This is a genomic window from Streptomyces sp. NPDC059875, assembly GCF_042731085.1.
GTDB lineage: Bacteria > Actinomycetota > Actinomycetes > Streptomycetales > Streptomycetaceae > Streptomyces.
This window is the reverse complement of the sequence record NZ_JBHWJZ010000016.1, coordinates 109,691-133,303: the sequence shown is the minus strand read 5'-3', so window position 1 is coordinate 133,303 and position 23,613 is coordinate 109,691. Positions and strand designations below refer to the sequence as shown.

19 protein-coding genes and 1 pseudogene are annotated in these 23,613 nt (G+C 72.5%); 5 read left to right on the top strand and 15 right to left on the bottom strand.

The features are described from left to right. Positions 1-34: 34 nt before the first annotated feature. A pseudogene (locus ACFV9D_RS20955) lies at positions 35-925 on the bottom strand (RNA polymerase sigma factor); the annotation flags it as partial. Between the two features lie 131 nt (positions 926-1,056). On the opposite strand from ACFV9D_RS20955, the gene ACFV9D_RS20950 reads away from it, so the two are divergent. Further along, the gene (locus ACFV9D_RS20950) at positions 1,057-1,686 is read left to right on the top strand and encodes a TetR/AcrR family transcriptional regulator (RefSeq protein WP_385148071.1); all 630 of its coding nucleotides are present in this window, start codon (positions 1,057-1,059) and stop codon (positions 1,684-1,686) included. Between the two features lie 48 nt (positions 1,687-1,734). Here the strand turns inward: ACFV9D_RS20950 and ACFV9D_RS20945 are convergent, their stop codons facing one another. Further along, the gene (locus tag ACFV9D_RS20945; protein WP_385148068.1) at positions 1,735-2,406 is read right to left on the bottom strand and encodes an SIMPL domain-containing protein; all 672 of its coding nucleotides are present in this window, start codon (positions 2,404-2,406) and stop codon (positions 1,735-1,737) included. Between the two features lie 134 nt (positions 2,407-2,540). Here ACFV9D_RS20945 and ACFV9D_RS20940 point away from each other — a divergent pair, with 134 nt between their 5' ends. Continuing rightward, positions 2,541-4,340, top strand: a complete 1,800-nt coding sequence (locus tag ACFV9D_RS20940; protein ID WP_385148065.1) for a bifunctional metallophosphatase/5'-nucleotidase — start codon at positions 2,541-2,543, stop codon at positions 4,338-4,340. A gap of 9 nt (positions 4,341-4,349) precedes the next feature. Here ACFV9D_RS20940 and ACFV9D_RS20935 read toward each other — a convergent pair whose 3' ends face one another. The 7 genes from ACFV9D_RS20935 to ACFV9D_RS20905 form a co-directional block, all read right to left on the bottom strand. Then, on the bottom strand, positions 4,350-5,762 hold the full coding sequence (locus ACFV9D_RS20935) for a lysine N(6)-hydroxylase/L-ornithine N(5)-oxygenase family protein (protein ID WP_385148062.1): 1,413 nt from the start codon (positions 5,760-5,762) through the stop codon (positions 4,350-4,352). Further along, positions 5,759-7,168, bottom strand: coding sequence for a pyridoxal phosphate-dependent decarboxylase family protein (locus tag ACFV9D_RS20930; protein WP_385148059.1), 1,410 nt, complete (start codon positions 7,166-7,168; stop codon positions 5,759-5,761). The genes ACFV9D_RS20935 and ACFV9D_RS20930 overlap by 4 nt, the downstream gene beginning before the upstream one ends. 114 nt (positions 7,169-7,282) lie before the next feature. Continuing rightward, positions 7,283-8,122, bottom strand: a complete 840-nt coding sequence (locus ACFV9D_RS20925) for a nuclease (protein ID WP_385148057.1) — start codon at positions 8,120-8,122, stop codon at positions 7,283-7,285. 214 nt (positions 8,123-8,336) lie between these two features. Beyond that, on the bottom strand, positions 8,337-10,829 hold the full coding sequence (gene pepN, locus ACFV9D_RS20920; protein WP_385148054.1) for an aminopeptidase N: 2,493 nt from the start codon (positions 10,827-10,829) through the stop codon (positions 8,337-8,339). 82 nt (positions 10,830-10,911) lie between these two features. After that, positions 10,912-11,901 carry an asparaginase gene (locus ACFV9D_RS20915; RefSeq protein ID WP_385148051.1) on the bottom strand — a complete coding sequence of 330 codons (990 nt, stop codon included), beginning with the start codon at positions 11,899-11,901 and terminating at the stop codon, positions 10,912-10,914. Continuing rightward, positions 11,901-12,206, bottom strand: coding sequence for a chorismate mutase (locus ACFV9D_RS20910; protein WP_385148048.1), 306 nt, complete (start codon positions 12,204-12,206; stop codon positions 11,901-11,903). Before ACFV9D_RS20910 ends, ACFV9D_RS20915 begins: the two co-directional genes overlap by 1 nt. An 11-nt stretch (positions 12,207-12,217) precedes the next feature. Continuing rightward, complete coding sequence (locus ACFV9D_RS20905; RefSeq protein WP_385148045.1) at positions 12,218-13,105, bottom strand: helix-turn-helix domain-containing protein; 888 nt, start codon at positions 13,103-13,105, stop codon at positions 12,218-12,220. Between the two features lie 84 nt (positions 13,106-13,189). Between ACFV9D_RS20905 and ACFV9D_RS20900 the strand changes: the two genes are divergently transcribed. Continuing rightward, positions 13,190-14,941 (top strand): beta-galactosidase family protein, encoded by a 1,752-nt coding sequence (locus ACFV9D_RS20900; RefSeq protein ID WP_385148042.1) that lies wholly within the window; start codon positions 13,190-13,192, stop codon positions 14,939-14,941. A gap of 51 nt (positions 14,942-14,992) precedes the next feature. On the opposite strand, the gene ACFV9D_RS20895 is transcribed toward ACFV9D_RS20900, so the two are convergent. Beyond that, complete coding sequence (locus ACFV9D_RS20895) at positions 14,993-15,790, bottom strand: S1 family peptidase (protein ID WP_385148039.1); 798 nt, start codon at positions 15,788-15,790, stop codon at positions 14,993-14,995. Positions 15,791-15,932: 142 nt separating this feature from the next. On the opposite strand from ACFV9D_RS20895, the gene ACFV9D_RS20890 reads away from it, so the two are divergent. Both ACFV9D_RS20890 and ACFV9D_RS20885 read left to right on the top strand, forming a co-directional pair. Beyond that, positions 15,933-16,808 carry a hypothetical protein gene (locus ACFV9D_RS20890; protein ID WP_385148036.1) on the top strand — a complete coding sequence of 292 codons (876 nt, stop codon included), beginning with the start codon at positions 15,933-15,935 and terminating at the stop codon, positions 16,806-16,808. 51 nt (positions 16,809-16,859) lie between these two features. After that, on the top strand, positions 16,860-18,494 hold the full coding sequence (locus ACFV9D_RS20885; protein ID WP_385148033.1) for an ankyrin repeat domain-containing protein: 1,635 nt from the start codon (positions 16,860-16,862) through the stop codon (positions 18,492-18,494). Here the strand turns inward: ACFV9D_RS20885 and ACFV9D_RS20880 are convergent. From ACFV9D_RS20880 to hsaA, 5 genes are read right to left on the bottom strand one after another with little or no spacing between them, the layout of a single operon-like run. Further along, positions 18,454-20,109 carry an FAD-dependent oxidoreductase gene (locus tag ACFV9D_RS20880; protein WP_385148030.1) on the bottom strand — a complete coding sequence of 552 codons (1,656 nt, stop codon included), beginning with the start codon at positions 20,107-20,109 and terminating at the stop codon, positions 18,454-18,456. The two genes, ACFV9D_RS20885 and ACFV9D_RS20880, sit on opposite strands and share 41 nt — an antisense overlap. Beyond that, positions 20,106-20,567: a flavin reductase family protein gene (locus ACFV9D_RS20875; protein ID WP_385148027.1), complete on the bottom strand. Its 462-nt coding sequence runs from the start codon at positions 20,565-20,567 to the stop codon at positions 20,106-20,108. Before ACFV9D_RS20875 ends, ACFV9D_RS20880 begins: the two co-directional genes overlap by 4 nt. Continuing rightward, positions 20,567-21,475 carry a VOC family protein gene (locus ACFV9D_RS20870; protein ID WP_385148024.1) on the bottom strand — a complete coding sequence of 303 codons (909 nt, stop codon included), beginning with the start codon at positions 21,473-21,475 and terminating at the stop codon, positions 20,567-20,569. The genes ACFV9D_RS20875 and ACFV9D_RS20870 overlap by 1 nt, the downstream gene beginning before the upstream one ends. 11 nt (positions 21,476-21,486) lie before the next feature. After that, complete coding sequence (gene hsaD, locus ACFV9D_RS20865; RefSeq protein WP_385148021.1) at positions 21,487-22,353, bottom strand: 4,5:9,10-diseco-3-hydroxy-5,9,17-trioxoandrosta-1(10),2-diene-4-oate hydrolase; 867 nt, start codon at positions 22,351-22,353, stop codon at positions 21,487-21,489. Beyond that, positions 22,350-23,525, bottom strand: a complete 1,176-nt coding sequence (gene hsaA / locus ACFV9D_RS20860; RefSeq protein WP_385148018.1) for a 3-hydroxy-9,10-secoandrosta-1,3,5(10)-triene-9,17-dione monooxygenase oxygenase subunit — start codon at positions 23,523-23,525, stop codon at positions 22,350-22,352. The genes hsaD and hsaA overlap by 4 nt, the downstream gene beginning before the upstream one ends. Between the last annotated feature and the right edge of the window lie 88 nt (positions 23,526-23,613).

Below are 23,613 nucleotides of genomic sequence, written 5' to 3'. Positions count from 1 at the left end.
TGCAGGTGGGTGCTCCGATGAGCATGGCCCGCGGTCACGAGAGGTAGGCGCGCAGGCTCCGGGAGCGGGCGGGGTGGCGCAGTTTGGACATGGTCTTGGCCTCTATCTGGCGGATGCGTTCGCGGGTGACGCCGTAGACCTTGCCGATCTCGTCGAGGGTGCGGGGGTCGTCGCCGTCGAGTCCGTAGCGCAGGGCGATGACGCCGGCCTCGCGCGCGGTGAAGTCGGCGAGGACGGCGGCGAGGTGCGCCTTGAGGAGGTCGGCGACGACGACGTCCTCGGTGGCGGGGGCGGTGGTGTCCACGATGACGTCGCCGAGTTCGCCGTCCCCTTCCGCGTCACCGAGGGGGGTGTGGAGGGAGACGGGCGCACGGTCGTAGCCGCGGACCTGGGTGATGCGTTCGACGGTGGTGTCGAGCGCGGCGGCGAGTTCCCCGTCGGTGGGCGTGCGGTCGAGGTCGGCGGTCAACTCCCGGGTGGTACGGGTGAGTCGGTTGATCTCCTCGACCATGTGGACGGGGACGCGGATGGTGCGGGACTGGTCGGCGAGGGCGCGGCCGATGGCCTGCTTGATCCACCAGGTGGCGTACGTGGAGAGCTTGAAGCCCTTGGTGGGGTCGAACTTCTCGATGGCGCGGAGGAGGCCGAGGTTGCCCTCCTGGACGAGGTCGAGGAAGGGCAGGCCGCGGCCGGCGTGGCGTTTGGCGATGGAGACGACGAGGCGGAGGTTGGCCTCCAGCATCAGGTCCTTGGCGCGGCGGCCGTCGCGGGAGGCGTGTTCGAGGTCGGGGGTGGGGGTGCCGGTGTCGGCGATGCGCTGTTCGGCTGCGAGGCCGGCCTGGACGCGGAGACCGAGGGCGACTTCCTGGTCTGCGGTGAGGAGGGGGATGCGGCCGATCTGGCGGAGGTAGTCACGGACGGCATCGGTGTGGAGCGAGGTCTGGGTGAGCAAGGAGATCCTTCGGTTCGGGTTCATTGTGATGGACCTAAATTTAGGCTGGACCTAGCCATTAGGTCAAGCATAAATTTATGACCGACCTATGAGAGGGTGGATCCATGAGCACACAGTCCCTGCGGGAGCAGAAGAAACAGCAGACCCGGCAGGCGATCTCGGACGCGGCGACGGGCCTGTTCATCGAGCGGGGCTTCGACCGGGTGACGATCGCCGACGTCGCGGCCGCGGCCGGGGTCGCGAAGATGACCGTCACGAACTACTACCCGCGCAAGGAGGATCTGGTCCTCGACCTGAGCGAGGAGTTCGTGGCGGGCGCGGCACGGGCGGTGGCGGCGGGGCGGGAGGCCGGGGTACCCGCCGTGGAGGCCCTGCGGGACGACTATCTGGCGGCGGTGGCGCGGCGGGACCCGGTGATCGGGTTCGCGCCGGAGCCGTTCGCGCGGATGCTGACGGACAGTCCGGTGCTCCTCGCCCGGCTGCGGGAGTTCCACGAGCAGCGCGAGGCGGCCCTGACGGCGGTGCTCGCCGAGGACTGGCCGGCCGGTGACATCACGCCGCTCGCGGTGGCGGCGCAGCTGGGTGGTGCGCTGCGGGTGCTGTTCGGGCGGCTGGTGGAGCGGGTGCTGGAGGGGGAGGACGTGGAGGAGATCGCGGTGGCGCACGAGGCGGAGGCGCGGCGGGTGTTCGAGCTGCTGCCACCCCCGCCGCTCCCTCCACGCCCTGCGGCGTAGGGCCCCCACGTCGCGCCGACGAGCCCGGGGATCGGGGCCGCTCGGCCCCTACAGCGCCGGGGGATTCATGGTGAAGCGGGCCGTCACCTCGGCCGTGACGGTCTGGCGTTGCGGTTCGAGGTCGAGGGGCGGGGCCGTGTCGACGGCTTCGGCCGCGAAGGCCATCCGCATGCCGCCCATCGGGGCGGGCGGCGGGACCAGGCCCGTGTCCGAGAGTTCCAGGAGGGCGGAGAGGGAGGTGCCGAGAGCTGCCGCGTACGCGCGGGCGCGTTGAACCGCCTCCCCCACCGCCGTGCGGCGCGCCTCGCCGTACGACGGGGAGTCGGGGCGCAGCGCCCACCACGGACCGTCCACGCGGGTCAGTTCCAAGTCGGCCAGCCGGGTCGTGAGTTCACCGAGTGCGGTGAAGTCGTTCAGCTCGGCGATCAGATGGACGCGCCCCTGGTAGGCACGCACCCGCTCCCCGCGCCCGTGCCGGGCCGGCTCCGGGGTGATCGAGAAGGCACCCGTCTCCAGCTTCTCGACGGCCTCGCCGTACGACTTGATCAGGTCGAGGGCGAGCGCGTTGCGCCGCGTCAGATCGCTCAGGGTCGCGCTCCGGTCGGTTCCCCGGGCGCTCACCGTCACCCCGATGCGGGCGATCTCCGGGTCCACTTCGAGCAGGGCCTCCCCGCGGACCGCCACCTGCGGTGCCTCCGGGGTCGGGTGTGGGGTCGTCACGGCGGGCTCCCTCGTACGAACGACGGCTGCGGTCCCGAACACTTTCCCACTCCGTAACCCGAAAACTCTGTTGCCGGCGTGACGGGTGAGCCAGAATCTACGCGCGTTGTGCGCCATTGAACCAAGGAGAACACATGCCGTTGAACCGTCGGACGTTCCTGGAGAGCTCCGTCGCCGTCGGAGCCGGAGCCGCCCTCACCACCGGGGCCGCCGTCGCGCCGGCGCAAGCCCACGGACACCGCCCCAAGCCGGTCAAGCGGTACTCCTTCACCGTGATGGGCACCACCGACCTGCACGGCAACGTCTTCAACTGGGACTACTTCACCGACAAGGAATTCGACGACAAGGCGCACAACGACGTCGGCCTCGCGAAGATCTCCACCCTCGTCGACCAGGTGCGCGAGGCGAAGGGGAAGCGCAACACGCTCCTCATCGACGCCGGTGACACCATCCAGGGCACCCAGCTGTCGTACTACTACGCCAAGGTCGACCCGATCACCGCGCACCGCGGTCCGGTCCACCCCATGGCCCAGGCCATGAACGCCATCGGCTACGACGCCGCGGCCCTCGGCAACCACGAGTTCAACTACGGCATCCCCGTGCTCCGGAAGTTCGAGGAGCAGTGCGACTTCCCGCTGCTCGGCGCCAACGCGCTCGACGCGAAGACGCTGCGGCCGGCTTTCCCGCCGTACAGCATGCACCGGCTGCGCACCCCGCACGGCCGGGACGTGAAGGTCGCGATACTCGGCCTGACCAACCCGGGCATCGCCATCTGGGACAAGGCCAACGTCAGCGGCAAGATGGTCTTCCCCGGGCTGGAGGAGCAGGCCGCGAAGTGGGTGCCGAAGCTGCGGTCGATGGGTGCCGACGTCGTCGTCGTGTCCGCCCACTCCGGCTCCAGCGGCACGTCCTCGTACGGCGACCAGCTCCCCCACATCGAGAACGCGGCCGGGCTCGTGGCCGAGCAGGTCCCGGGGATCGACGCGATCCTCGTGGGGCACGCGCACACCGAGATCCCCGAGTACCGGGTGAAGAACAAGGAGACCGGCAAGGACGTCGTGCTGTCGGAGCCGCTGAAGTGGGGGCAGCGCCTCACCCTCTTCGACTTCGACCTCGTGTGGCAGAAGGGCCGCTGGGTGGTCGAGAAGGTCGCCGCCCAGGTCCTGAACTCCAACACGGTGGAGGAGGACCCGGAGATCGTCGGGCTGCTCGCGGACGAGCACAAGAAGGTCGTCGCGTACGTCAACCAGATCATCGGCACCTCCACCGCGACCATGGCCACGGCCCAGGCGCCGTGGAAGGACGAGCCGATCATCGACCTGATCAACCACGTCCAGGCGGAGACGGTGAAGGCGGCGCTGGCCGGCGGCGCCTACGCGGCCCTGCCCGTCCTGTCGCAGGCGTCCTGCTTCTCCCGTACGGCGGCGATCCCGGCCGGTCAGGTCACCATCAGGGACGCGGCCGGTCTCTACGTCTTCGAGAACACCCTGGAGGCCCGCCTCCTGACGGGTGCCCAGATCAAGGACTACCTGGAGTTCTCGGCGCGGTACTACGTCCAGACGCCGGCGGGTGCGCCCGTGGACACCGCGAAGCTGACGAACGCGGACGGCACCCCGGACTACAACTACGACGCCGTGTACGGGGTGACGTACGACATCGACATCGCCAAGCCGGCCGGCTCGCGGATCGTGAACCTGTCCTTCGGCGGCAAGCCGATCGACCCGGCCGCGCAGTTCGTGCTCGCGGTGAACAACTACCGCGCCAGCGGCGGCGGCGCGTTCCCGCACGTCGCGGGGGCCAAGCAGCTGTGGGCGAACTCGGACGAGATCCGCAACACCATCATCCAGTGGGTGAAGGCGAAGGGGTCGATCGACCCGGGTCAGTTCGCTTCGGTGGACTGGAAGCTGACCCGGGACGGTGTGCCCGTGTTCTGATCCGGCGGTTCAGCTCTGTGTGAGAGGCGTCAGCACCTGGCCCTGGGCCGGGATGCGCGGCGCCTCTTGCCGTTCCAGGCCGAAGCTCGTGAACGCGGTGCGGCGCGGCAGCGGGTAGGGCTCCTTGCGGGTGAGTGAGTTGAGGATGGTCGCGCTGCGCCAGGCGGCGAGCCCGAGGTCGGGCGCCCCGACGCCGTGGGTGTGCTTCTCGGCGTTCTGGACGTAGACGGAGCCGGTGACGCAATCGTCGAGGACGAGCCGGAACTCGCTGTCGATCCGGGCCCGCCCGGCCGAGTCATGGCGCGTGTACGGGTCGAGTCCGGCGAGCATCCGGCCGAGCGGGCGCTCCTTGTAGCCGGTCGCGAGGACGACGGCGTCGGTGGTGAGGCGGGACCGGGAGCCCTCCTGGACGTGCTCCAGGTGCAGTTCCACCTTCGTCGTGGCGACCCGGCCGGCGGTGCGGACCTGGACGCCCGGCGTGAGGACGGCGTCCGGCCAGCCGCCGTGCAGGGTGCGCCGGTAGAGCTCCTCGTGGATGGCGGCGATGGTGTCGGCGTCGATGCCCTTGTGCAACTGCCACTGCCGGGGCACGAGTTCGTTGCGCACGGGCTCGGGCAGGGAGTGGAACCAGCGGGTGTAGTCGGGGGTGAAGTGCTCCAGGCCGAGCTTGGAGTACTCCATCGGCGCGAAGGCCGCCGTCCGCGCCAGCCAGTGGATCTTCTCGGCGCCGGCCGGCCGGGCCCTGAGCAGGTCGAGGAAGATCTCGGCGCCGGACTGGCCGGAGCCGATGACGGTGACGTGCTCGGCGGCGAGGAGCCGCTCGCGGTGGTCGAGGTACTCCGCGGAGTGGATGACGGGGACGTTCGGAACGTCGGCGAGCGGCTTCAGCGGCTCGGGGACGTACGGCTCGGTGCCGACGCCCAGGACGACGTTCCGGGTGTACGCGCGCCCCAGCGCCTCGGCCTCGCCGTCCGCGTCGAGCTGGGTGAAGTCGACTTCGAACAGGGCGCGTTCGGGGTTCCAGCGGACGGAGTCGACCTGGTGGCCGAAGTGCAGGCCGGGGAGGCGGGAGCTGACCCAGCGGCAGTAGGCGTCGTACTCGGCGCGCTGGATGTGGAACTTCTCCGCGAAGTAGAAGGGGAAGAGCCGGTCGCGGGTGCGCAGGTAGTTGAGGAAGCTCCAGGGGCTGGCGGGGTCGGCGAGGGTCACCAGGTCGGCGAGGAAGGGGACTTGGAGGGTGGCGCCGTCGATGAGGAGGCCGGGGTGCCAGTGGAAGGCCGGGTTCTGCTCGTAGAAGGTGGCGGCGAGGCCGCCGGGGACGCCGTGCGCGAGCGCGGCGAGGGAGAGGTTGAAGGGGCCGATGCCGATGCCCACCAGGTCGTGGGGCTGATCGAGGTCTCGCTGGGGCGTGCTGCCGGTCATCGGTCGGTGCTGCCTTCCGTCTGGGCTTCTACGAGGGCGAGGAGCTGTTCGAGGTCGCCGGGGCCGGCGTGGGGGTTGAGCAGGGTGGCCTTGAGCCAGAGCCGGCCGTCCTCGTGGGCGCGGCCGAGGACCGCGCGGCCCTCGGTGAGGAGGGTGCGGCGGATCGCGGCGACGGTGGTGTCGTCGGCGTCCGTGGGCCGGAACAGGACGGTGGTCAGGGTCGGACGCTCGTACAGCTCGAGGCGGGGGGCCTTCTCGACGAGGTCGGCGAGGTGCTGGGCGAGCGCGCAGACCCGGTCGACGAGTTCGCCGAGTCCGGCGCGGCCGAGGGCGCGCAGGGTGACGGCGGTCTTGAGGATGTCGGGCCGGCGGGTGGTGCGCAGCGAGCGGCCGAGGAGGTCGGGGAGGCCGGCCTCGGTGTCGTCGTCGGCGTTGAGGTAGTCGGCGGTGTGGGCGAGGACGGCGAGGTCGGCGGTGTCGCGGACGGCGAGGAGTCCGGCGGCGACCGGCTGCCAGCCGAGTTTGTGCAGGTCGAGGGTTACGGAGCGGGCGCGGTCGAGGCCGGCGAGGAGGGGGCGGTGGGTGTCGCTGAAGAGGGCGGCGCCGCCGTAGGCCGCGTCGACGTGGAGCTCGGCGTGGTGGGCCTCGCAGAGCGCGGCGATCTCGGGGAGCGGGTCGATGCGGCCGGTGTCGGTGGTGCCGGCGGTGGCCGCGACGAGGAGGGGGCCGTGGAGGTCGGTCAGGGCCTCGTCGAGGGCGACGGGGTCGAGGGTGCCGTTGGGGGTGGGCACGGTCACCGGCTCGGGCAGGCCGAGGAGCCAGGCGGCGCGGCGGAAGGAGTGGTGGGCGTTGGCTCCGACGACGGTCTGGACGGCCCGGCCGGGTCCGAGGCGGCCGTGGCGCTCGCGGGCGAGGAGGAGGGCGAGCTGGTTGGACTCGGTGCCGCCGGTGGTGACGAGGGCGTCGGGGCGGGGCGCGGTCGGGAACACGGCCGTGGCCAGGGCCTCGGTGACCAGTTCCTCCAGGGCGGAGGCGGCGGGGGCCTGGTCCCAGGAGTCCATGGAGGGGTTGAGCGCGGAGGCGGCGAGGTCGGCGGCGGTGGCGAGCGCCAGGGGCGGGGTGTGGAGGTGGGCGGCGCAGAGGGGGTGGGCGGGGTCGGCGGCGCCTTCCGCGAGGGTACGGACGAGGGTGCGCAGGGCGTCGTCGGAGCCGGTGCCGTGGGCGGGGAGCGGGTCCCCCAGAGCCTCCCTCACCTGGGCGGCGACCGCGTCCGGTCCGCCGGCCGGGATCGGCCCACCGCGTGCGTGCGCGCCTTCGCGCAGGGCGTCGAGGACGGTCTCCAGGAGAGGGCGCAGGGCGTCGGGGCCGGTCTCGCCTCCGGCGAGGGGTGGGGGTGAGGCACGCATGGGCACGAGCCTGCCGGGGGTTCTGGGGGTTTGTCCGACGATGTCGCCGGAGCAACCCGAACGGGGGACGGCACCCTTGCGCGGGCACCGGCCCCCGCCCTCGCACCCGCGCGCTCATTCCTCGAAGACGATGTCCTCGACCGGGTGGGTCCAGCGGACCTTGTCGGTGTCGACCTCGATGATCAGGTCGAGACCGGTGCTGAAGTGCCCGGTGGACAGCAGGGTGAACTTGTCGGCCTTGCGGCGGAGATAGACCACGAAGCCGTCCAGCGCCGGGTCCCCGTCGTTCTCGAGCACGTACTCGCCGAGCCTGCGGAAGAACTTGGGGTAGATGACGTCCGCGTTGATCAAGGGCGGTGCGATCACGGTGGTGTTGCTCTGGGTCTTGTCGAGCCGCCACAGGCCCTCGCTGTCGCTCCGGGCCTTGACCGCCGTCGCGGCGAGATCGTTGCGGAGGTCGGGGAAGAGCGTGCGGTAGAAGATCGGGTACGCGAAGCCCTTGGCGAGCAGCTTGTGGTTGACCGTCTCGCGCATCATCGCGGGGGTGAAGAAGAGTTCACCGTTCGCGTCGGCCTCGGGCCCGTCGCCCGGGCCGGTGAACGCGATGCAGCGACCGTGGGTGTCGGCTCCGCGCGTGATCACGTAACCGCGGACCGCGGCCGGGTTGGTGGGGGCCTTCACCTTGCCGTTGGGCGTGCGCTGGACGGGGTCGAAGCCGAGGAGCCGGAGCAGCTCGGCGGCCGCCGCGTCGGCGGGCACCTTGGGCTGATGCAGCTCGGGGCCGCTGACGAAGGGCGGTTTGAAGTGGGTCTCGAGGGAGTCGATCCCCTCCAGGCGCAGATTGGCCCCGCCGGGGCCGAGGATCACGATCGGATGGGGGCCGGGGACGGTGTCCCAGGCGGCCGGATCGTCCGGGTAGAACCGGACCGTGTCGCCGTCCGGACGTGTTCCCACGATCCGGAATTCGCCTTGGATTCTGAGGTACGGCATGGGGACCTCGCAGACGCCCGCAGGGATGGGGTGAGCAGGGTGCGGAGGGAAGGCCCGGGCGGACGCCACGCGGGCACTCCCCTGCCCACTATGCGTCCCGAACGTCGGCAGGGCCTGTTGGCGGTTCAACCTCTGCGGTACGTGAGGTCGAACCGCCGTCCAGCGTCAGGCGGGTGGGTCAGGCGGTACGGACCTTCAGCGCGCGGCGGAGGTCGTCGAGTTGGTCGACCAGTTTGCGGCGGAGGGCCGGGATCAGGGCGTCGGTGCCCAGGTGGTGGTCGCCCAGGGCCAGGGACTCCGCGTCGATCGCGTACGCGGGGAAGGCGTAGCGGCCCGCCGCCTCGGCCATCGCGGGGCCGCGGCGGGCGGCCAGGGCGGCGGCGGCCGGGTAGTAGCGGGGGACGTACTCCCGTACCAGGTCGGCCTGTTCGGGCTGCCAGAAGCCCTGAGCCGTCGCGGTGAAGAGGTAGTTGGACAGGTCGTCCGAGTCGAAGAGACGGGACCAGGCGGCCGCCTTCGTCTCCGCGTTCGGCAGGGCGGCGCGACAGCGGGCGGCGCCTTCCTGGCCGGTGGCCGAGGGGTCGCGCGCCAGCTCCGCGTCGATCGCGGCCTCGTCGACGGCGCCGAGGACGGCGAGCCTGGCGAGGATGCGCCAGCGCAGTTCCGGGTCGATCTCGGGGCCGCCGGGGACGGTCCCGTCGGCGAGCCAGGCGGCGATGGTGTCGGGCTGGGTGGCGCTGCTGATGAACGTACGGACCGCGGTCAGGCGCAGGCCGGGGGCGCCGCCGTCCTCGGTGCGGCGGATGAGGTCGCGGGCGAGGGAGGTGAGCAGGGCGAGCGCGGCGGGGCGCTCCCCGGCCGGCAGGTAGCGGTCGGCGACCTGGGTGCGGGCGAAGGCGAGGACGCCCTGCACGATGGCGAGGTCGGTCTCCTCGGGGAGGTGGGCGTCGGCCGTGTGCAGGTACTCACCGGGGTCGAGTTCGCCGTCGCGGACCATGTCGCGCAGGGTGTTCCAGACCAGCGCGCGGGTGAGGGCGTCCGGGATGCCGGAGAGGCCGCGCAGGGCGGTCTCCAGCGAGGTCTCGTCCAGGCGGACCTTGGCGTACGTGAGGTCGCCGTCGTTGAGGACGACGAGGGCCGGGCGGGGGCCGGGGAGTTCGACGGGCGCGGTCTGCGGGACGTCGATCTCCAGGCGCTCGCGCGGGACGAGCCTGCGGGGGTCGACGAGGTCGCGGTCGTAGACGCCGACGGCGATGCGGTGCGGACGGCTGCCGTCGTGGCGCACGGTGAGCGTGGTGCGGGTCTCGCCGCCGCCGAGTTCGGGGGTGAGGGTGTCGACGCCGGTGGTGCGCAGCCACTGCTCGGCCCAGCCGTGGACGTCGCGGTCGGTGGCGGAGGCGAGGTTGTCGATGAAGTCGGCGAGGGTGGCGTTGCCGAACTTGTGGCGCTTGAAGTGGGTGTTGATGCCGGCGAGGAAGTCCTTCTCCCCCATCCAGGCGACGAGCTGGCGCAGGGCGGAGGCGCCCTTGGCGTAGGAGATGCCGTCGAAGTTGAGGAGCGCGGAGGCGGTGTCGGGGACGGCGTCCGGGTCGGGGGCGACGGGGTGGGTGGAGGGACGCTGGTCGGCGTCGTACCCCCAGGCCTTGCGGACGATGCCGAAGTCGATCCAGGTGTCGGGGAAGCGGTCGGAGCACGCCTCGTTGACGGTCTGGTAGCCCATGTACTCGGCGAAGGACTCGTTCAGCCAGATGTCGTCCCACCAGCGCAGGGTGACCAGGTCGCCGAACCACATGTGGGCCATCTCGTGGGCGATGACCATGGCGCGGGTCTGGCGCTCGGTGACGGTGACGGCGGAGCGGTAGACGAACTCGTCCCGGAAGGTGACGAGGCCGGGGTTCTCCATGGCGCCGGCGTTGAACTCGGGGACGAAGGCCTGGTCGTAGGAGTCGAAGGGGTAGGGCTCCTCGAACTTCTCGTGGAAGCGGTCGAAGCAGGCCTTGGTGACGTCGAGGATCTCGTCGGCGTCGGCGTCGAGGTAGGGCGCGAGGGAGCGGCGGCAGTGGATGCCGAAGGGCAGTCCGGCGTGCTCGGTGCGGACGGAGTGCCAGGGGCCGGCGGCGACGCAAACGAAGTACGTGGAGAGCAGCGGGGTGGCGGCGGCCTTCCAGCGGCCGTCGGGCTGCTGCTCGGTGATGCCGTTGGCGAGGACGGTCCAGCCGTCGGGGGCCTTGACGCCGACCTCGAAGACGGCCTTGAGGTCGGGCTGGTCGAAGGCGGCGAAGACGCGCTGGACGTCCTCCATGAAGAGCTGGGTGTAGACGTACGACTCGCCGTCGGTGGGGTCCTTGAAGCGGTGCATGCCCTCGCCGGTGCGGGAGTACCGCATGGTCGTACTGACGCGCAGCGTGTGCTCGCCCTCGGTGAGGGTCAGCGGGAGCCGGTTCTCGTCCAGGAGCGCGGGGTCGAGGGGCTCGCCGTCGAGGAGGACGGAGTGGAGCGTGACGGGCTTCAGCTCGACGAAGGTGTCCCCGGCGGTGCGGGCGGTGAACCGGATCTCGGTCGTGGATGCGAAGGTCTCGTCGCCTGTGGTGAGGTCGAGGTCGACCGTGTAGTGCTCGATGTCGAGGAGCTGGGCACGGGTCTGCGCTTCGTCGCGCGTCAGTACGGACATGGGCCCATGCTGCCTGATGCGGCCACGCAGAGGCAGGGGGGTTCCGCTGACAGCTCAGCGCGGACACGCCCACGGACAGGCCCTAGGCCAGGCCGGCTCCGTTGACGTGGGCGAAGGCCGCCGTGATGCCGGGGCGGTCGTAGCCCGCGGGGCCCTTGGCGCCGGAGGAGAGCAGGGCGTGCAGGAGGAGGCGGGCCTTGGCGGGGTCGAGGGGGCCCGCGGGGACGAGGCCGCGGTGCAGGAGCTCGTACTCGGAGCCGGGGCCTCGGTAGGTGCGGGAGAGGGTGGCGCCGGCGCCCGTGCGGGAGGCGAGGACGACCGGGATGCGGCCGGCGAGGTCGGCCAGGGGCTCGACGAGCCAGGTGGGGACGTGGCCGGCGCCGAAGGCGGCCACGACCAGGCCGTCGAAGCGGGAGTCGACGGCTTCGAGGAGTTCGCCGCGGTCGCCGACGGTGAGGGTGACCAGGGCGACGCGTACCGCCGGGTCGAAGCGCAGCGGGTGGATGGCGCTGGTGCCGGTGGGGCGCAGCAGGACGCGGGGCTCTCCCTCGACGACCGAGCCGAGCGGGCCCGCGCCCGGGGAGGCGAAGGTCGTGACGGAGGTGGTGTGGGTCTTGCGGGCGAGGCGGGCGGCGTGGATCTCGTCGGCGAGGACGACGAGGACGCCGAGGTTCCGGCAGCCGGGGTCGGCGGCGACGGCGAGGGCGGCGGCCAGGTTGGCCGGGCCGTCGGCGCCGGGCAGGTCGGGTCGGCGCATCGCGCCGGTGACGACGATCGGTTCGCTCGTGACGCAGAGCAGGTCGAGGAGGAAGGCGGTCTCCTCCAGGGTGTCGGTGCCCTGGACCACGACGACGCCGGAGCCGGCCGCGACGCTCTCCCGTACCTCGTGCGCGAGTGCGGTGAGGTCCTCGAAGGACAGGGAGGAGCTGGGCAGCCGGCGGATGTCACGGAGCTCCACGTCGACGTCGGGGACGCCGAGCCCGGCCAGGACCTCCGCGCCCGTCATGCGCGACGCGTCGCCGCCGCGCGCCGAGATCGTCCCGCCCAGGGTGAAGACCGTGACGCGGCCCATCAGCGTGCTCCGTCCGCGATCGTCTCGTGGTGGCGGATGACCTCCGCGATGATGAAGTTCAGCAGCTTCTCCGCGAACGCCGGATCCAGTTTCGCGCTCTCGGCCAGTTCGCGCAGCCGGGCGATCTGGCGGGACTCGCGGGCCGGGTCGGCGGGCGGCAGCTGGTGCTTCGCCTTGAGAACGCCGACCTGCTGGGTGCATTTGAAGCGCTCGGCGAGCATGTGGACGACCGCCGCGTCGATGTTGTCGATGCTTTCGCGCAGCCGGGTCAGTTCCGCCTGTACGGACTCGTCGATGTCACTCATGAGCAGCGAGCTTAGACGGATCGCGAGGCGATCGTCGGAGGGTGTTCGGGATCCGGGATGCGGTTGCTCCAGCCGCCCGGGACGGTCCGCCCCTGCTGTTCCCTGAAGCGGACGGGGGCGGTGCCGACCCGGCGGGTGAAGAGCCGGGAGAAGTAGGCCGGGTCGTCGTAGCCGACCCGGCGGGCGACGGCGGCGACGGGCAGTTCGGTGGCGGCGAGGAGTTCCTTGGCGCGGCCGAGACGGATGGAGAGCAGATAGTCCTTGGGGCTGCAGCCGGCGGCGCGCCGTACGGCGGTGCGCAGCTCGGCGGGGGTCATGCCGTGCCGGGTGGCGTGTTCGGCGACGGAGAGCGGCTGGAAGGCGTCGCGGGCGAGGGCGGTGAGGACGGGGTCGCCGTCGGCGTTGGTGTCGGCGCGGGCGCGGCGCAGGGCGACGAGGAGCTCGTGGACGGCGGCTCCGGTCTCGACCTCCAGGAGGGGGTTGCCGCGGCGGGCGGCGCGGGCGATCCGGCCGATCGCGGCGCGGGGGCCGGCGGCGTCGGAGAGGGGGACGACGGGCCGGTCCGGTTCGATGTAGCCGAGTTCGGTGTAGGTGGTGGTGGCGGGGCCGCCGAAGTCGACGAAGGACTCGTCCCAGCCGGTCTCCGGGTCGGCGGAGTAGTGGTGCGGTACGCCGGGGGTGAGCCAGATCAGGGCGGGCGCGGTGACCGTGGTGCGCCGGCCGTCCGGACCTCGGTACCAGCCGCTGCCTGCGCTGACGACGACGGCCACGTGGTGGTCGAGCGTGCGGGGTCCGACGGTGGGCAGGGTGCCGTGCTGCAGTCCGACGCCGAGGCAGACGAGCCCGAGGCGGTGGTGGACCGGGCTGGGAGTGAAGTAGCGCATCCAGGTGTGGTACATCCGCCGTGCCTGCCTTTCTTCCGTCCAAACAGCGACGATCTTTGTCCATGGACCCGTCCGCCGCCAGAGGGCGAAGGTGAGGCCATGAGCACGTTCGCTGTGGGTGACGAGGACTTTCTTCTGGACGGGCGGCCGGTGCGGCTGCTGTCGGGGGCTTTGCACTACTTCCGGGTGCACGAGGACCAGTGGGGCCATCGTCTGGGGATGCTCCGTGCGATGGGGCTCACCTGTGTGGAGACGTACGTCCCGTGGAATCTGCACGAGCCGGAGCCCGGCCGGTACCGGGACGTGGCCGCGCTGGGCCGTTTCCTGGACGCGGTGGCGGCGGCCGGGATGTGGGCGATCGTGCGGCCGGGGCCGTACATCTGCGCCGAGTGGGAGAACGGCGGGCTTCCGCACTGGCTGACGGGGCCGCTGGGGCGGCGGGTGCGCACGGAGGACGCGCAGTATCTGGCCCATGTGGACCGCTGGTTCCGGACGCTGCTGCCGCAGGTCGTGGAGCGGCAGATCGACCGCGGCGGTCCGGTGATCATGGTCCAGGTGGAGAACGAGTACGGGAGTTACGGCTCGGACCAGGGGTATCTGCGCCGGGTCGCGGATCTGCTGCTCGACTGCGGGGTGGAGGTGCCGCTGTTCACCTCGGACGGCCCGGAGGACCACATGCTGACGGGCGGGTCCGTGCCGGGGGTGCTCGCGACGGCGAACTTCGGCTCCGGGGCGCGGGAGGCGTTCGCGGCGCTGCGGCGGCATCAGCCGTCGGGGCCGTTGATGTGCATGGAGTTCTGGTGCGGCTGGTTCGACCACTGGGGCAGGGAGCACTCCGTACGGGACGCGGCGGACGCGGCGGCGACGCTGCGGGAGATCCTGGAGTGCGGGGCGTCGGTGAACGTCTACATGGCGCACGGCGGGTCGAACTTCGCGGGCTGGGCCGGGGCGAACCGGGCCGGTGAGCTGCACGAGGGCGAGCTGCAGCCGACGGTGACCTCGTACGACTACGACGCGCCGGTCGACGAGGCGGGGCTGCCGACGGAGAAGTACTGGCGGTTCCGTGAGGTGCTCGCGGAGTACGCGGAGGGGCCGCTGCCTCAGGTGCCGGAGCCGCCGCGGCGGATCGCCGCGCCGGTGGAGGCGGCCCCGGTGGAGTGGGCACCGCTCGCGGAGGTCCTGGAGGTCCTCGGCGACGAGGAGTCGGAGACGCCGCTGCCGCCGACCTTCGAGGAGCTGGGCGTGGACCGGGGTCTGGTGCGCTACCGCCTGGAGGTCCCGGGGCCCCGGCAGCCGTATCCGCTGTCGGTGACCGGGCTGCGCGACCGCGCGGTGGTGTACGCGGACGGGGTGCGGGCCGGGGTGCTGACCTCGGAGGACGCGGTGCTGCCGGAGCCGGTGGCGGGGCCCGCGGTGGTCGAGCTGTGGGTGGAGTCGCTGGGCCGGGTCAACTACGGTCCGCGGCAGGCGGAGCCGAAGGGGATCACGGGCGGGATCCGGCACGAGCGGCAGTACGTGCACGGGGTACGGGCCCGGGGGCTGCGGCTTGACGCCTTCGACGCGGGGGCGGTGGCGAAGGTGCCGTTCCGGCCGGTCGCGTCCGAGGTGCTGCCGGGGCTCTTCCGGGCGGTGGTGGAGGTGGCGGGGCCGGGTGACGCGGCGCTGTCCCTGCCGGGCGGGACGCGCGGCTTCGTCTGGGTGAACGGCTTCTGCCTGGGGCGGTACTGGGACGAGGGTCCGCAGGAGTCGTTGTTCGTGCCGGGCCCGGTGCTGCGGGAGGGCGGCAACGAGGTGTGGGTGCTGGAGCTGGAGGGCGGGGCGGCGGGGACACCGCGGGTGGAGCTGGCATAGCGAGGAGGGGCGGGCCGTGACGGCCCGCCCCTCGGTCACGTCGGGTCCGCGCTACAGCGTCGCCGCGGCCGACTTGATCGCGGCGGCGAAGGTCGAGACCTCGGTGTACACGCCGGGGTAGCCGGGCCGTGCGCAGCCCTCGCCCCAGCTCACGATGCCGACCTGGATCCAGGCACCGGCGTTGTCGCGGCGGAACATCGGGCCGCCGGAGTCACCCTGGCAGGTGTCGACGCCGCCCTCGTTGAAGCCGGCGCAGATCTCCTCGCCCGGGACGAGGGAGGAGCCGTACGCGTCCTGGCAGTCGGCGTCGGAGACGAACGGCACCGTCGCCTTGCGCAGGTAGCGCTGCTGCCCGCCGCCCTCGCGGGTGGCGCCCCAGCCGGCGACCGTGAACGTGCCGCTGTTGTACGCGGTCGTGTCGGCGATCTTGAGGGTGGGCACCGAGGTGATCGGCGAGGCCAGCTTGATCAGGGCCCAGTCCTTGCCCGTGCCGTTGTAGCCGGGGGCCTGGAGGACCTTGGTGGACCTGACCTTGATGGCGCTGCTGGAGTTCAGGTCCACGACTCCGGCGGTGGCGGTGATGCTGGTGTTGTTGCCGGAGCCGCTCACACAGTGGGCGGCGGTGAGGACGATCTGCGGGGTCAGCATCGAGCCGCCGCAGCCCATGGAGAGCCGGACCATCCAGGGGAACTCGCCCTGGGCGGCGCGGGTGCCGCCGACGACGGGGGTGGGCGCGGCGGAGGCGGTGGAGGGCTGGAGACTGACGGCGGCGAGGACGACGGCGCCGGCCGCGACGATTCTCTGCAGGGCGCGGACGAACTTGTTCTTCTTCAAGTGTCTGCCTTTCATGGGGGGTTGAGCCTTGATGGCATGTGCCCGTCAAGGCTTGGTCCGGATTATGGACAAGGGCTCACGGGGGCCACAAGGACACGTTTTCGGCCAGCGGACGGCGCCCGACCGTCCCCGTACAGTGAGGGGAAGGGGGTGTGACGTGCCGAACGCCAACGAGGTCGTCCATGGGTTCCCGCACCTCGACACGGTCCGGGCCTCGATCACCGCGCTGTACCGCAGGCTGTCGGCGGACGGGGTACGCCGCTTCGCGACGAGCGTGCCGGCGGCCGAGGTGGCCTTCGGGGACGAGGAGGACCTCCATCTCGGCGCGCAACGGGTGGCCCGGGCCCTCGTGCACCACCTGGAGCTGCCCGAGGCGCGGATGATCGTGAGCTTCCGGGAGATGGGGCACGCGGCGAGCGTCGAACTGGCGGCCGGTCCCGAGTACTTCGTCGAGCTGAACGACCGCTTCCGGCAGCACCGCAGGGACGTGGGAGCCGCGCTGGCCCACGAGATCACCCATGTCCTCCTGCACCGCCTCGACCTCGGCTTTCCCGGCACCCGGGACAACGAGATCCTCACGGATGTGGTGACCACCTATCTGGGGGCGGGATGGCTGCTGCTCGACGCGTTCCGGGAGGACGGGGTGTCCAGCCAGAAGCTGGGGTACCTGACGCCGGAGGAGTTCGGGTACGTCCTGGCCAAGCGGGCGGCGCTGTTCGGGGAGGACCCGTCGCCCTGGTTCACCAGCCCGCGTGCGTACGAGGCGTGGACGCTCGGGCGGGAGGAGGCGGCGCGGGACGCCCGCAGGCCCCCGCTGGCGGCAGCGGGCTGGGCGGCGCGCCACCGCTACACGAAGGACCGCCGCTACGGGCGTGCGCCGTCCGACGCTCCGTACGCATTCGAGGGGACGGGATCCTCGCTCCGGGTGTCGTTCCCCTGCCCGGTGTGCCGACAGCGGCTGCGGGTGCCGACGGGGCGAAAGGTCCGGGCGAGGTGCGGGGTGTGCGGGACGGTCCTGGAGTGCGACGCGTAGTCCTCTTGTATTCATTTGCGCCGTCCCTGCCCGGCGGGTGAAGGTCGGTGGATGAGCACGTTGTTCGACGCGATTCACGAGGGGGAGGACGCCGTCGTGCGCGCCCTCCGGGCCGGGGTGTCACCCGAGGCCGACGACGAAGGGGAGACCCCGCTGTACCGGGCGGCCCTCGCGAACGAGGCAGGGATCGTCCGGCTGCTGCTCGCGACGGGCGCCGATCCCGCGCGGGGCAGCGGCGAAGAGGCGGGGGACCTGCCGCTGTGCGGGGCTGCGTGTGGCGGGCACGCCGAGGTGGTACGGGCGCTGCTGGCCGGCGGGGCGCGGGCCGACCAGGCGGAGGCGTACGGGTTCACGGCCCTCGACTGGGCCGTGCGGCTCGGTCACGCGGAGACGGTGCGGATCCTTCTGGAACACGGCGCCGACCCGGGCCGGCCGGGTCCCGACGGGCTCCCGCCGCTGGTGGCGGCGGCGCGTCGCGGCTCGACCGCGAGCGTGCGGGCGCTGATCGAGTACGGCGCGGGGCCGGTCGAGGACGCGCTGCGCGAGGCGCGGCGCTGGATCGGCGTCGACATCGCGGAGGAGCTGCGGCGCGGTCTCCTCGAGACGAGCGGGGGCGACGGGTCCGGCGAGACCGTGGTGCGCCGCGTGCACGAGGACGGCGGGGTGACCGTCGTCGTCGAGCTGCTGCGCGCGGACGGCGCCCCGAGCAGCGGCAACGAGCAGCAGACCGGCCACGCGGCGATCGCCACGCTCCTGGAGCGCGCACGGGGCGACCGCACGCCGCCCGAGGAGCTCGCCGAGCGGGCCCTGCGCTGCGGGGACCCGGACCTGGACGACTGGAGCACGGCGGTCCGCACCCTCGCCGACCGCGGCGACGAGGAGACCTTCCGGACGGCCACCGCATGGTGCGCGAGCGAGGAGCCCCTGCGGCGGGCGCTCGGCGCACGCGTCCTGGGCGGCCTCGACGGGTTCACAGCCCAGGCCGTGCCGGTGCTGCGCCGTCTGGCGGCGGAGACATGGCCCGGCGGGCCGGGGTCCGCCGGGCCGGGCGTGCCGAGGGCCGGGCAGGCGCCGGGTTCGTCGCACCTCGAGCCCGGCGGCCCGGCGGGAGACCCCCCGGGCGGCGTCCCCGGCGTGGCGGCGAACCCTGCGGCTGCCGTGCCCGGCCAGGACGCCTCGACCCGGGTCGCCCCTGCGCGTGAGCCCGCGCTCTCCGTCGTGGTCGCGCTCGGGCAGTACGGGGAATCCGTCGCGCTGCCCGAGATGGTGGCGTTCGCGTCGCATCCCGATGTGGAGGTGCGGAGGGCGCTCGGGTGTGCGCTCACCGGGCCCGTGCCCGCCGGGGACGCGGGGGCCGTGGAGACGCTGGTCGCGCTGAGCCGCGATCACGACCACGGCGTACGCGACTGGGCGACGCTCGCGCTCGCGGAGGTGCCCGAGGACACCCCCGTACTCCGCGAGGCGCTCGCGGCCCGGCTGGACGACGAGGATCCGGACGTCGTCGCCGAGGCGGCGCGCGGGCTGGCGATGCGTCAGGATCCGCGCGCCGTCGAGGTGCTGGCGTGGATTCTCGCGGAACGGGACGACGAGGGGACCGCACGCGACACCGCGCTCGCCGCCGTCGAGTACATCGAGGACCCCCGGGTCAGGACCCGGCTCGAGTGGACGACGCCGCGATGTCGTTGACCGCCGCCCAGGCGAAGGCCATCGCCGGTCCGATCGTGGCGCCCGGCCCCGGATACGTCTCCCCCATCACGGCCGCCGAGCAGTTGCCGGCCGCGTAGAGACCGGTGATCGCGGTGCCGTCCTCCCGCAGCACCCGCGCGTCGCCGTCCGTCACCGGACCGCCCTTGGTGCCGATGTCGCCGGGGTGCACCGGCACCGCGTAGAAGGGGCCCTTGTCCAGCGGCGCCAGGTTCGGGTTCGGCAGCGTCGGGTCGCCGTAATAGCGGTCGTAGACCGAGTCCCCGCGCCCGAAGTCCTCGTCCTTGCCCTTCGCCGCGAAGCCGTTGAAGCGGGTGACGGTGGCCTCCAGGCCCGGGGTCCCGATCCGGTGCGCCAGTTCGGCGACCGTCGGGGCCCGGACCACGAAGCCCTCCCACCGCTTCGGGAACGGCTGCCCGGGGAACAGCCCCGCGAAGATGTACCGCGCCTTGGAGCGGGCGTCGAGGATCAGCCAGGACGGCACCGTCGTCGCCTCCGGCCGGTCGCAGGCGTACATGCGGTCGACGAACGCGTGGTACGGCGCCGCCTCGTTGGCGTACCGCTCCCCCGCCGCGTTCACGATCACCATCCCCGGGATGCCCCGGTCCGCGACGAGGAAGAACGGCTTCTCCCCGGGTGGGCAGACCGAGGGCGCGCCCCACACCTTGTCCAGCAGATCCGTCGCCGCGCCCAACTCCCCTGCGATCCGCAGGGAGTCGCCCGTCTGTCCTTCCGAGGCATGCGTCCAGTCCGTCGACGTGGGCGCCGGCAGATGCTTCTCGCGCAGCTCCTGGTCGTGCGAGAAGCCACCGGAGGCGAGGACGACCCCGCCCCGCGCCCGTACGGTCCGCCCGTCCGCGAGCTCCACTCCGGCCACCCGGCCGTCCTCGACGACGAGCCCGGCGAGGCGGGCGTTCAGCCACAGCTCGCCGCCGAGTTCGTGGAGGGAGAGGCGCATACGGGCGATCAACGCCTCGCCCAGGGAAAGCAGCGTCCGCCCCGTGAGCAACGCGCCGACCGCCCGCGCGCCGACCCGGACGGAGGCCCGCCGACCCGCCCAGGTGCGGGCGACCATGTTCAGGAAGCGGAAGTCGTACGAGGTCATGGTCAGCCCGTACGTCGGCAGGCCGGCCCGGCGCATGGTCGCCGCGAGCGGGCCGAGCCGCTTCAGGTCCATGATCCGCGGCTCGACCGAGCGGCCCTGGGCCATCCCGCCGAGGGCCTCGGGAAAGTAGTCGGCGTAGCCGGGGGTGTACATGAAGCGCACATGGGTCCGGTCGTGGAACTCCCGCACCATGCGCGGCCCGTGAGCGAGGTACGCGTCCTTGCGGGCGTCCGGGACCCGGTCGCCCACGGTCGCGTCGAGATAGGCCCGGGCCTTCTCGTACGTGTCGCCCAGCGCGGCCTCGTCGAGATGGAGGTTCCCGGGGACCCAGATCGCGCCGCCGGACAGGGCGGTGGAGCCGCCGTAGAGGTCGGTCTTCTCGACGACGAGGGCGGTCAGACCGCGCAGCCGGGCGGTGATCGCGGCGGCGAACCCGGCGGCGCCGGAGCCCACCACGACGACGTCGTACTCGTGCGGAGGCTCTGGGCTCATCCGAACACCCCTGTCGCGTAGTCGCTGCGGAAGTAGAGGAGCGGTGCGCCGTCCTCGCGGGCGTCGAGGGCCAGGACGCGGGCGGTGACGACGAGGTGGTCGCCGGCCTCGTGGACGGCGTGGACCGCGCAGTCGAGGGTGGCGAGGGCGCCGTCGATGTGGACGGCGCCGTCCTCGGTCGTGGTCCAGTGGACTCCGGCGAACTTGTCGGGGCCGCTGCGGCCGAGGGCCGCGCACACCTCGCGCTGGTCCTCGGCGAGGACGGAGATCCCGAAGCGGCCGGCGGCCCGGACGCCGGGCCAGCTGGTGGAGGTCTTCGCCACGCAGAGCAGGACGAGCGGCGGTTCGAGGGAGAGGGAGGCGAAGGACTGCACGGCCAGGCCCACGGGCCGGCCGGCCGGGTCCAGCGCGGCGACCACCGTGATGCCGCTGGCGAAGTGGCCGAGGACGTGCTTCATCAGCCGTTCCACTGATGGCCCCAGAGGCTGTCGGAGGTGATCTCCTTCGTGGTCCAGGTCTCCGCGTCGACGACGAGTCCGTCCCAGCCGTACTCGACCTGGAAGCCGCCGGGCGCCTGGGCGTAGAAGGAGACCATGCGGTCGTTGGAGTGGCGGCCGAGGGTGGACGCGATGGGGATGCCGGCCGCGTTCGTCCGGTCGAGGCAGTGGCCGACGGCGTCGAGCGAGTCGGTCTCGACCATGAAGTGGACGATGCCGGGCGGCAGGGCGCCGGGGTAGAGGCCGAGGCTGTGGTGGCGGGCACCCGGGCTGAGGAAGTTCATCCAGTAGAAATCCTGGCCGGGGTCGCCGGTGGGGACGGCGACGGGCGGCAGCTTCATCCGGTCGCGGAGCTGGAAGCCGAGCAGGTGCTCGTAGAAGGCGACGGTCTCGTCCATGTTCGGTGCGGGAAGCACGACATGGCCGAGGCCGAGGTCCTGGCCGGAGGGCGCGGTGGTGACGAAGCGGTTGCCGTACCGGGCGGGGAGCGGTGTGTGGTCCTGGGCCTGGCCCCAGTAGAGCTCCAGGGGGTTGCCGGCCGGGTCGTCGACGTGGATGAGGCCCTGGACGCGGCGCTCGGCGAGGGTCGCGTCCTCGGCGTGCTTGACCGGGAAGCCGGACGCTTCGAGTTCTTCGGCGGCCTCGGTGAGCGCGCGGGCGTTCGGGAGCTCGAAGCCGGCGGCGAGCAGCCGGTCGTGCGCGCCGGCGACGAAGGAGAGGCGACGGATCCGGTCGTCGATCCGGACGTGCAGGACGGAGTCCGTGGAGCCCTGGGCCTCGGCCATGCCGAGGATGTCGAGGGTGTAGGCGCGCCAGTCGGCGAGCGTGGTGGTCTCGATGCGGAGGTAGCCGAGCGAGCGGATGTCCATGAGCCGTGCTCCTAGTGCGTGAAGAAGTCGAGGGCCAGGCGGTTGAACTCGTCGAACCGTTCGACCTGCGCCCAGTGGCCGCAGTGCGGGAAGACGTGCAGCCGGGCGTCGGGGATGGTGCGCAGGGCGACGAGCGCGCCGTCGAGCGGGTTGGTGCGGTCCTCGCGGCCCCAGGTGAGCAGGGTGGGCCGGGTGATGCGGTGGCCCTCGCGCCAGAGCTGCGACTCCTGCGGCCAGGTGGCGAACGCGGCGGCCATCCGGGCGGTGCCGAGCCGGGCCTGGGGGTCGGTGGCCTGGGCGTACCGCTCCTCCACGAAGGCGTCGGTGACGATCGCGGGGTCGTACGCCATGGTGAGCAGGAACTCCCGCATCTGCTCACGGCTCGGGGCGGGCGAGGCGTTGAAGGCGAGGAGCCGCTTGATGCCCTCGGTGGGGTCGGGCGAGAAGAGGTTGACGGAGATCCCGCCGGGGCCCATGAGCAGCAGCCTGTCGACCTTGCCCGGGTGGTCGAGGGCGAGCCGTGTCGCGGTGCCTCCGCCGAGCGAGTTGCCGATGAAATGAGCTTTCTCCAGGCCGAGTTCGTCCATCAGCGCGACGACGGCACGGGCGCTGAAGGAGAAGTAGTCGCGGTCCGGCTCCGTCTTGTCGGAGCGGCCGAAGCAGGGCTGGTCGATCAGGAGCGTGCGGAAGTGCTCGGCGAAGACGGGCAGGTTGGCGCCGAAGTTGGACCAGGCCGAGGCTCCGGGCCCGCCGCCGTGGAGCATCACGACCGCGGGCGCGTCCGCCGGTCCGGCCTCGTGGAAGTGCAGGGTGAGGTCGGCGGCCTTCACGGTCCGGGAGGTGCTCTCGTAGGTGAGGGCGGTCGCGGCGGCGGTCACAGCATCGTGTCCTGGATGTCGAGGCCGAGGGCGGCCTGACCGTAGAGGACGAGGGCCCGCTCGGGGTCGTTGGCGGCGTGGCCACGGCCGGTGTGGACGTCGCGCCAGGCGCGCTGGACGCGGTTGGCGCCCGTGCGCATGGCGCTGCCGCCGGCGTTCTCCATGAGCAGGTCGACAGCGGCGACGGCGCGTTCGGTGGCGATGACCTGGTCGCGGCGGGCGCGGGCCCGTAGCTCCATCGTCAACGGCGCGCCGGCGCTTGCCAGTTCGTACAGCTCGGCCATGTTCCGGGTGAGCTGGAGCCAGGAGGCGTCGATGTCGGCGGCGGCGCGGGCGATGCGGACCTGGGCGAAGGGGTCCTCGGCGACCTGCTGTCCGTAGGAGACACGGAACCGTTCGCGGGTGGCGGCGAGGTGGCCCTCGTACGCGCCCTCGGCGATGCCGACGATCGGCGTGGAGATGGTGGTGGTGAACACGGAGGCGTACGGGAGCCGGTAGAGCGGCTCGGGGTGGGCGGCGAGGCCGGGCGCGTCGAGGGCGGTGACCGGCCCGAAGCTCAGCGCGCGGTGCTCGGGGACGAAGACGTCCTCGCAGACGATGTCGTTGGAGCCGGAGCCGCGCAGGCCGACGGTGTCCCAGACCTCGTCGACGCGGTACGCGGTGCGCGGGACGAGGAAGGTGCGCATGTCGACGGGGCGGCCGCCGGCGTCGGTGACGAGGCCGCCGAGGAGCGCCCAGTCGGTGTGGTCGCAGCCGGAGGAGAAGTGCCAGCGGCCGGTGAGGGTGAATCCCCCGTCGACGACGGTGACGCTGCCGGTGGGGGCGTACGAGGAGCAGATCCGGGTGTCGGGGTCGGCGCCCCACACCTCCTCCTGGGCCTTCGGCTCGTAGAGGGCGACGTGCCAGGGGTGGACGCCGACGACGGAGGCGACCCAGCCGGTGGAGCCGCAGGCCTTCGCGATCTCCTTGACGGCGGTGTAGAAGGTGACGGGGTCGGCGGCGAGGCCCCCGTACGCGCGGGGCTGGAGCAGCTTGAAGAATCCGGTCGCGGCGAGCTCCTTGACGGAGTCCTCGGGGACCTTGCGGGCGGCCTCGGCCTCGGCGGCCCGCTCGCGCAGGGCGGGGGCGAGGGCGCGGACGGCCTCGAGGACGGCTCCGGTGGCGTCGCTCATCGCGTGTCCTCTCTCGGAGGGAATCGGGAGTGGCTGGACCGTACGCCCGCGGTGTTCCGGAACGGCATAGGGGGTTCCCGCTGAGCGG

Excerpts from the sequence above, each read along its gene's own strand:
- ACFV9D_RS20885 (WP_385148033.1), top strand. The coding sequence starts at position 16,860 with ATGAGCACGTTGTTCGACGCGATTCACGAGGGGGAGGACGCCGTCGTG.
- ACFV9D_RS20910 (WP_385148048.1), bottom strand. The coding sequence starts at position 12,206 with ATGAGTGACATCGACGAGTCCGTACAGGCGGAACTGACCCGGCTGCGC.
- hsaA (WP_385148018.1), bottom strand. The coding sequence starts at position 23,525 with ATGAGCGACGCCACCGGAGCCGTCCTCGAGGCCGTCCGCGCCCTCGCC.
- ACFV9D_RS20915 (WP_385148051.1), bottom strand. The coding sequence starts at position 11,901 with ATGGGCCGCGTCACGGTCTTCACCCTGGGCGGGACGATCTCGGCGCGC.
- ACFV9D_RS20940 (WP_385148065.1), top strand. The coding sequence starts at position 2,541 with ATGCCGTTGAACCGTCGGACGTTCCTGGAGAGCTCCGTCGCCGTCGGA.
- ACFV9D_RS20880 (WP_385148030.1), bottom strand. The coding sequence starts at position 20,109 with ATGAGCCCAGAGCCTCCGCACGAGTACGACGTCGTCGTGGTGGGCTCC.
- ACFV9D_RS20895 (WP_385148039.1), bottom strand. The coding sequence starts at position 15,790 with ATGAAAGGCAGACACTTGAAGAAGAACAAGTTCGTCCGCGCCCTGCAG.
- ACFV9D_RS20875 (WP_385148027.1), bottom strand. The coding sequence starts at position 20,567 with ATGAAGCACGTCCTCGGCCACTTCGCCAGCGGCATCACGGTGGTCGCC.
- ACFV9D_RS20935 (WP_385148062.1), bottom strand. The coding sequence starts at position 5,762 with ATGACCGGCAGCACGCCCCAGCGAGACCTCGATCAGCCCCACGACCTG.
- ACFV9D_RS20870 (WP_385148024.1), bottom strand. The coding sequence starts at position 21,475 with ATGGACATCCGCTCGCTCGGCTACCTCCGCATCGAGACCACCACGCTC.
- ACFV9D_RS20930 (WP_385148059.1), bottom strand. The coding sequence starts at position 7,168 with ATGCGTGCCTCACCCCCACCCCTCGCCGGAGGCGAGACCGGCCCCGAC.
- ACFV9D_RS20900 (WP_385148042.1), top strand. The coding sequence starts at position 13,190 with ATGAGCACGTTCGCTGTGGGTGACGAGGACTTTCTTCTGGACGGGCGG.
- ACFV9D_RS20950 (WP_385148071.1), top strand. The coding sequence starts at position 1,057 with ATGAGCACACAGTCCCTGCGGGAGCAGAAGAAACAGCAGACCCGGCAG.
- pepN (WP_385148054.1), bottom strand. The coding sequence starts at position 10,829 with ATGTCCGTACTGACGCGCGACGAAGCGCAGACCCGTGCCCAGCTCCTC.
- ACFV9D_RS20905 (WP_385148045.1), bottom strand. The coding sequence starts at position 13,105 with ATGTACCACACCTGGATGCGCTACTTCACTCCCAGCCCGGTCCACCAC.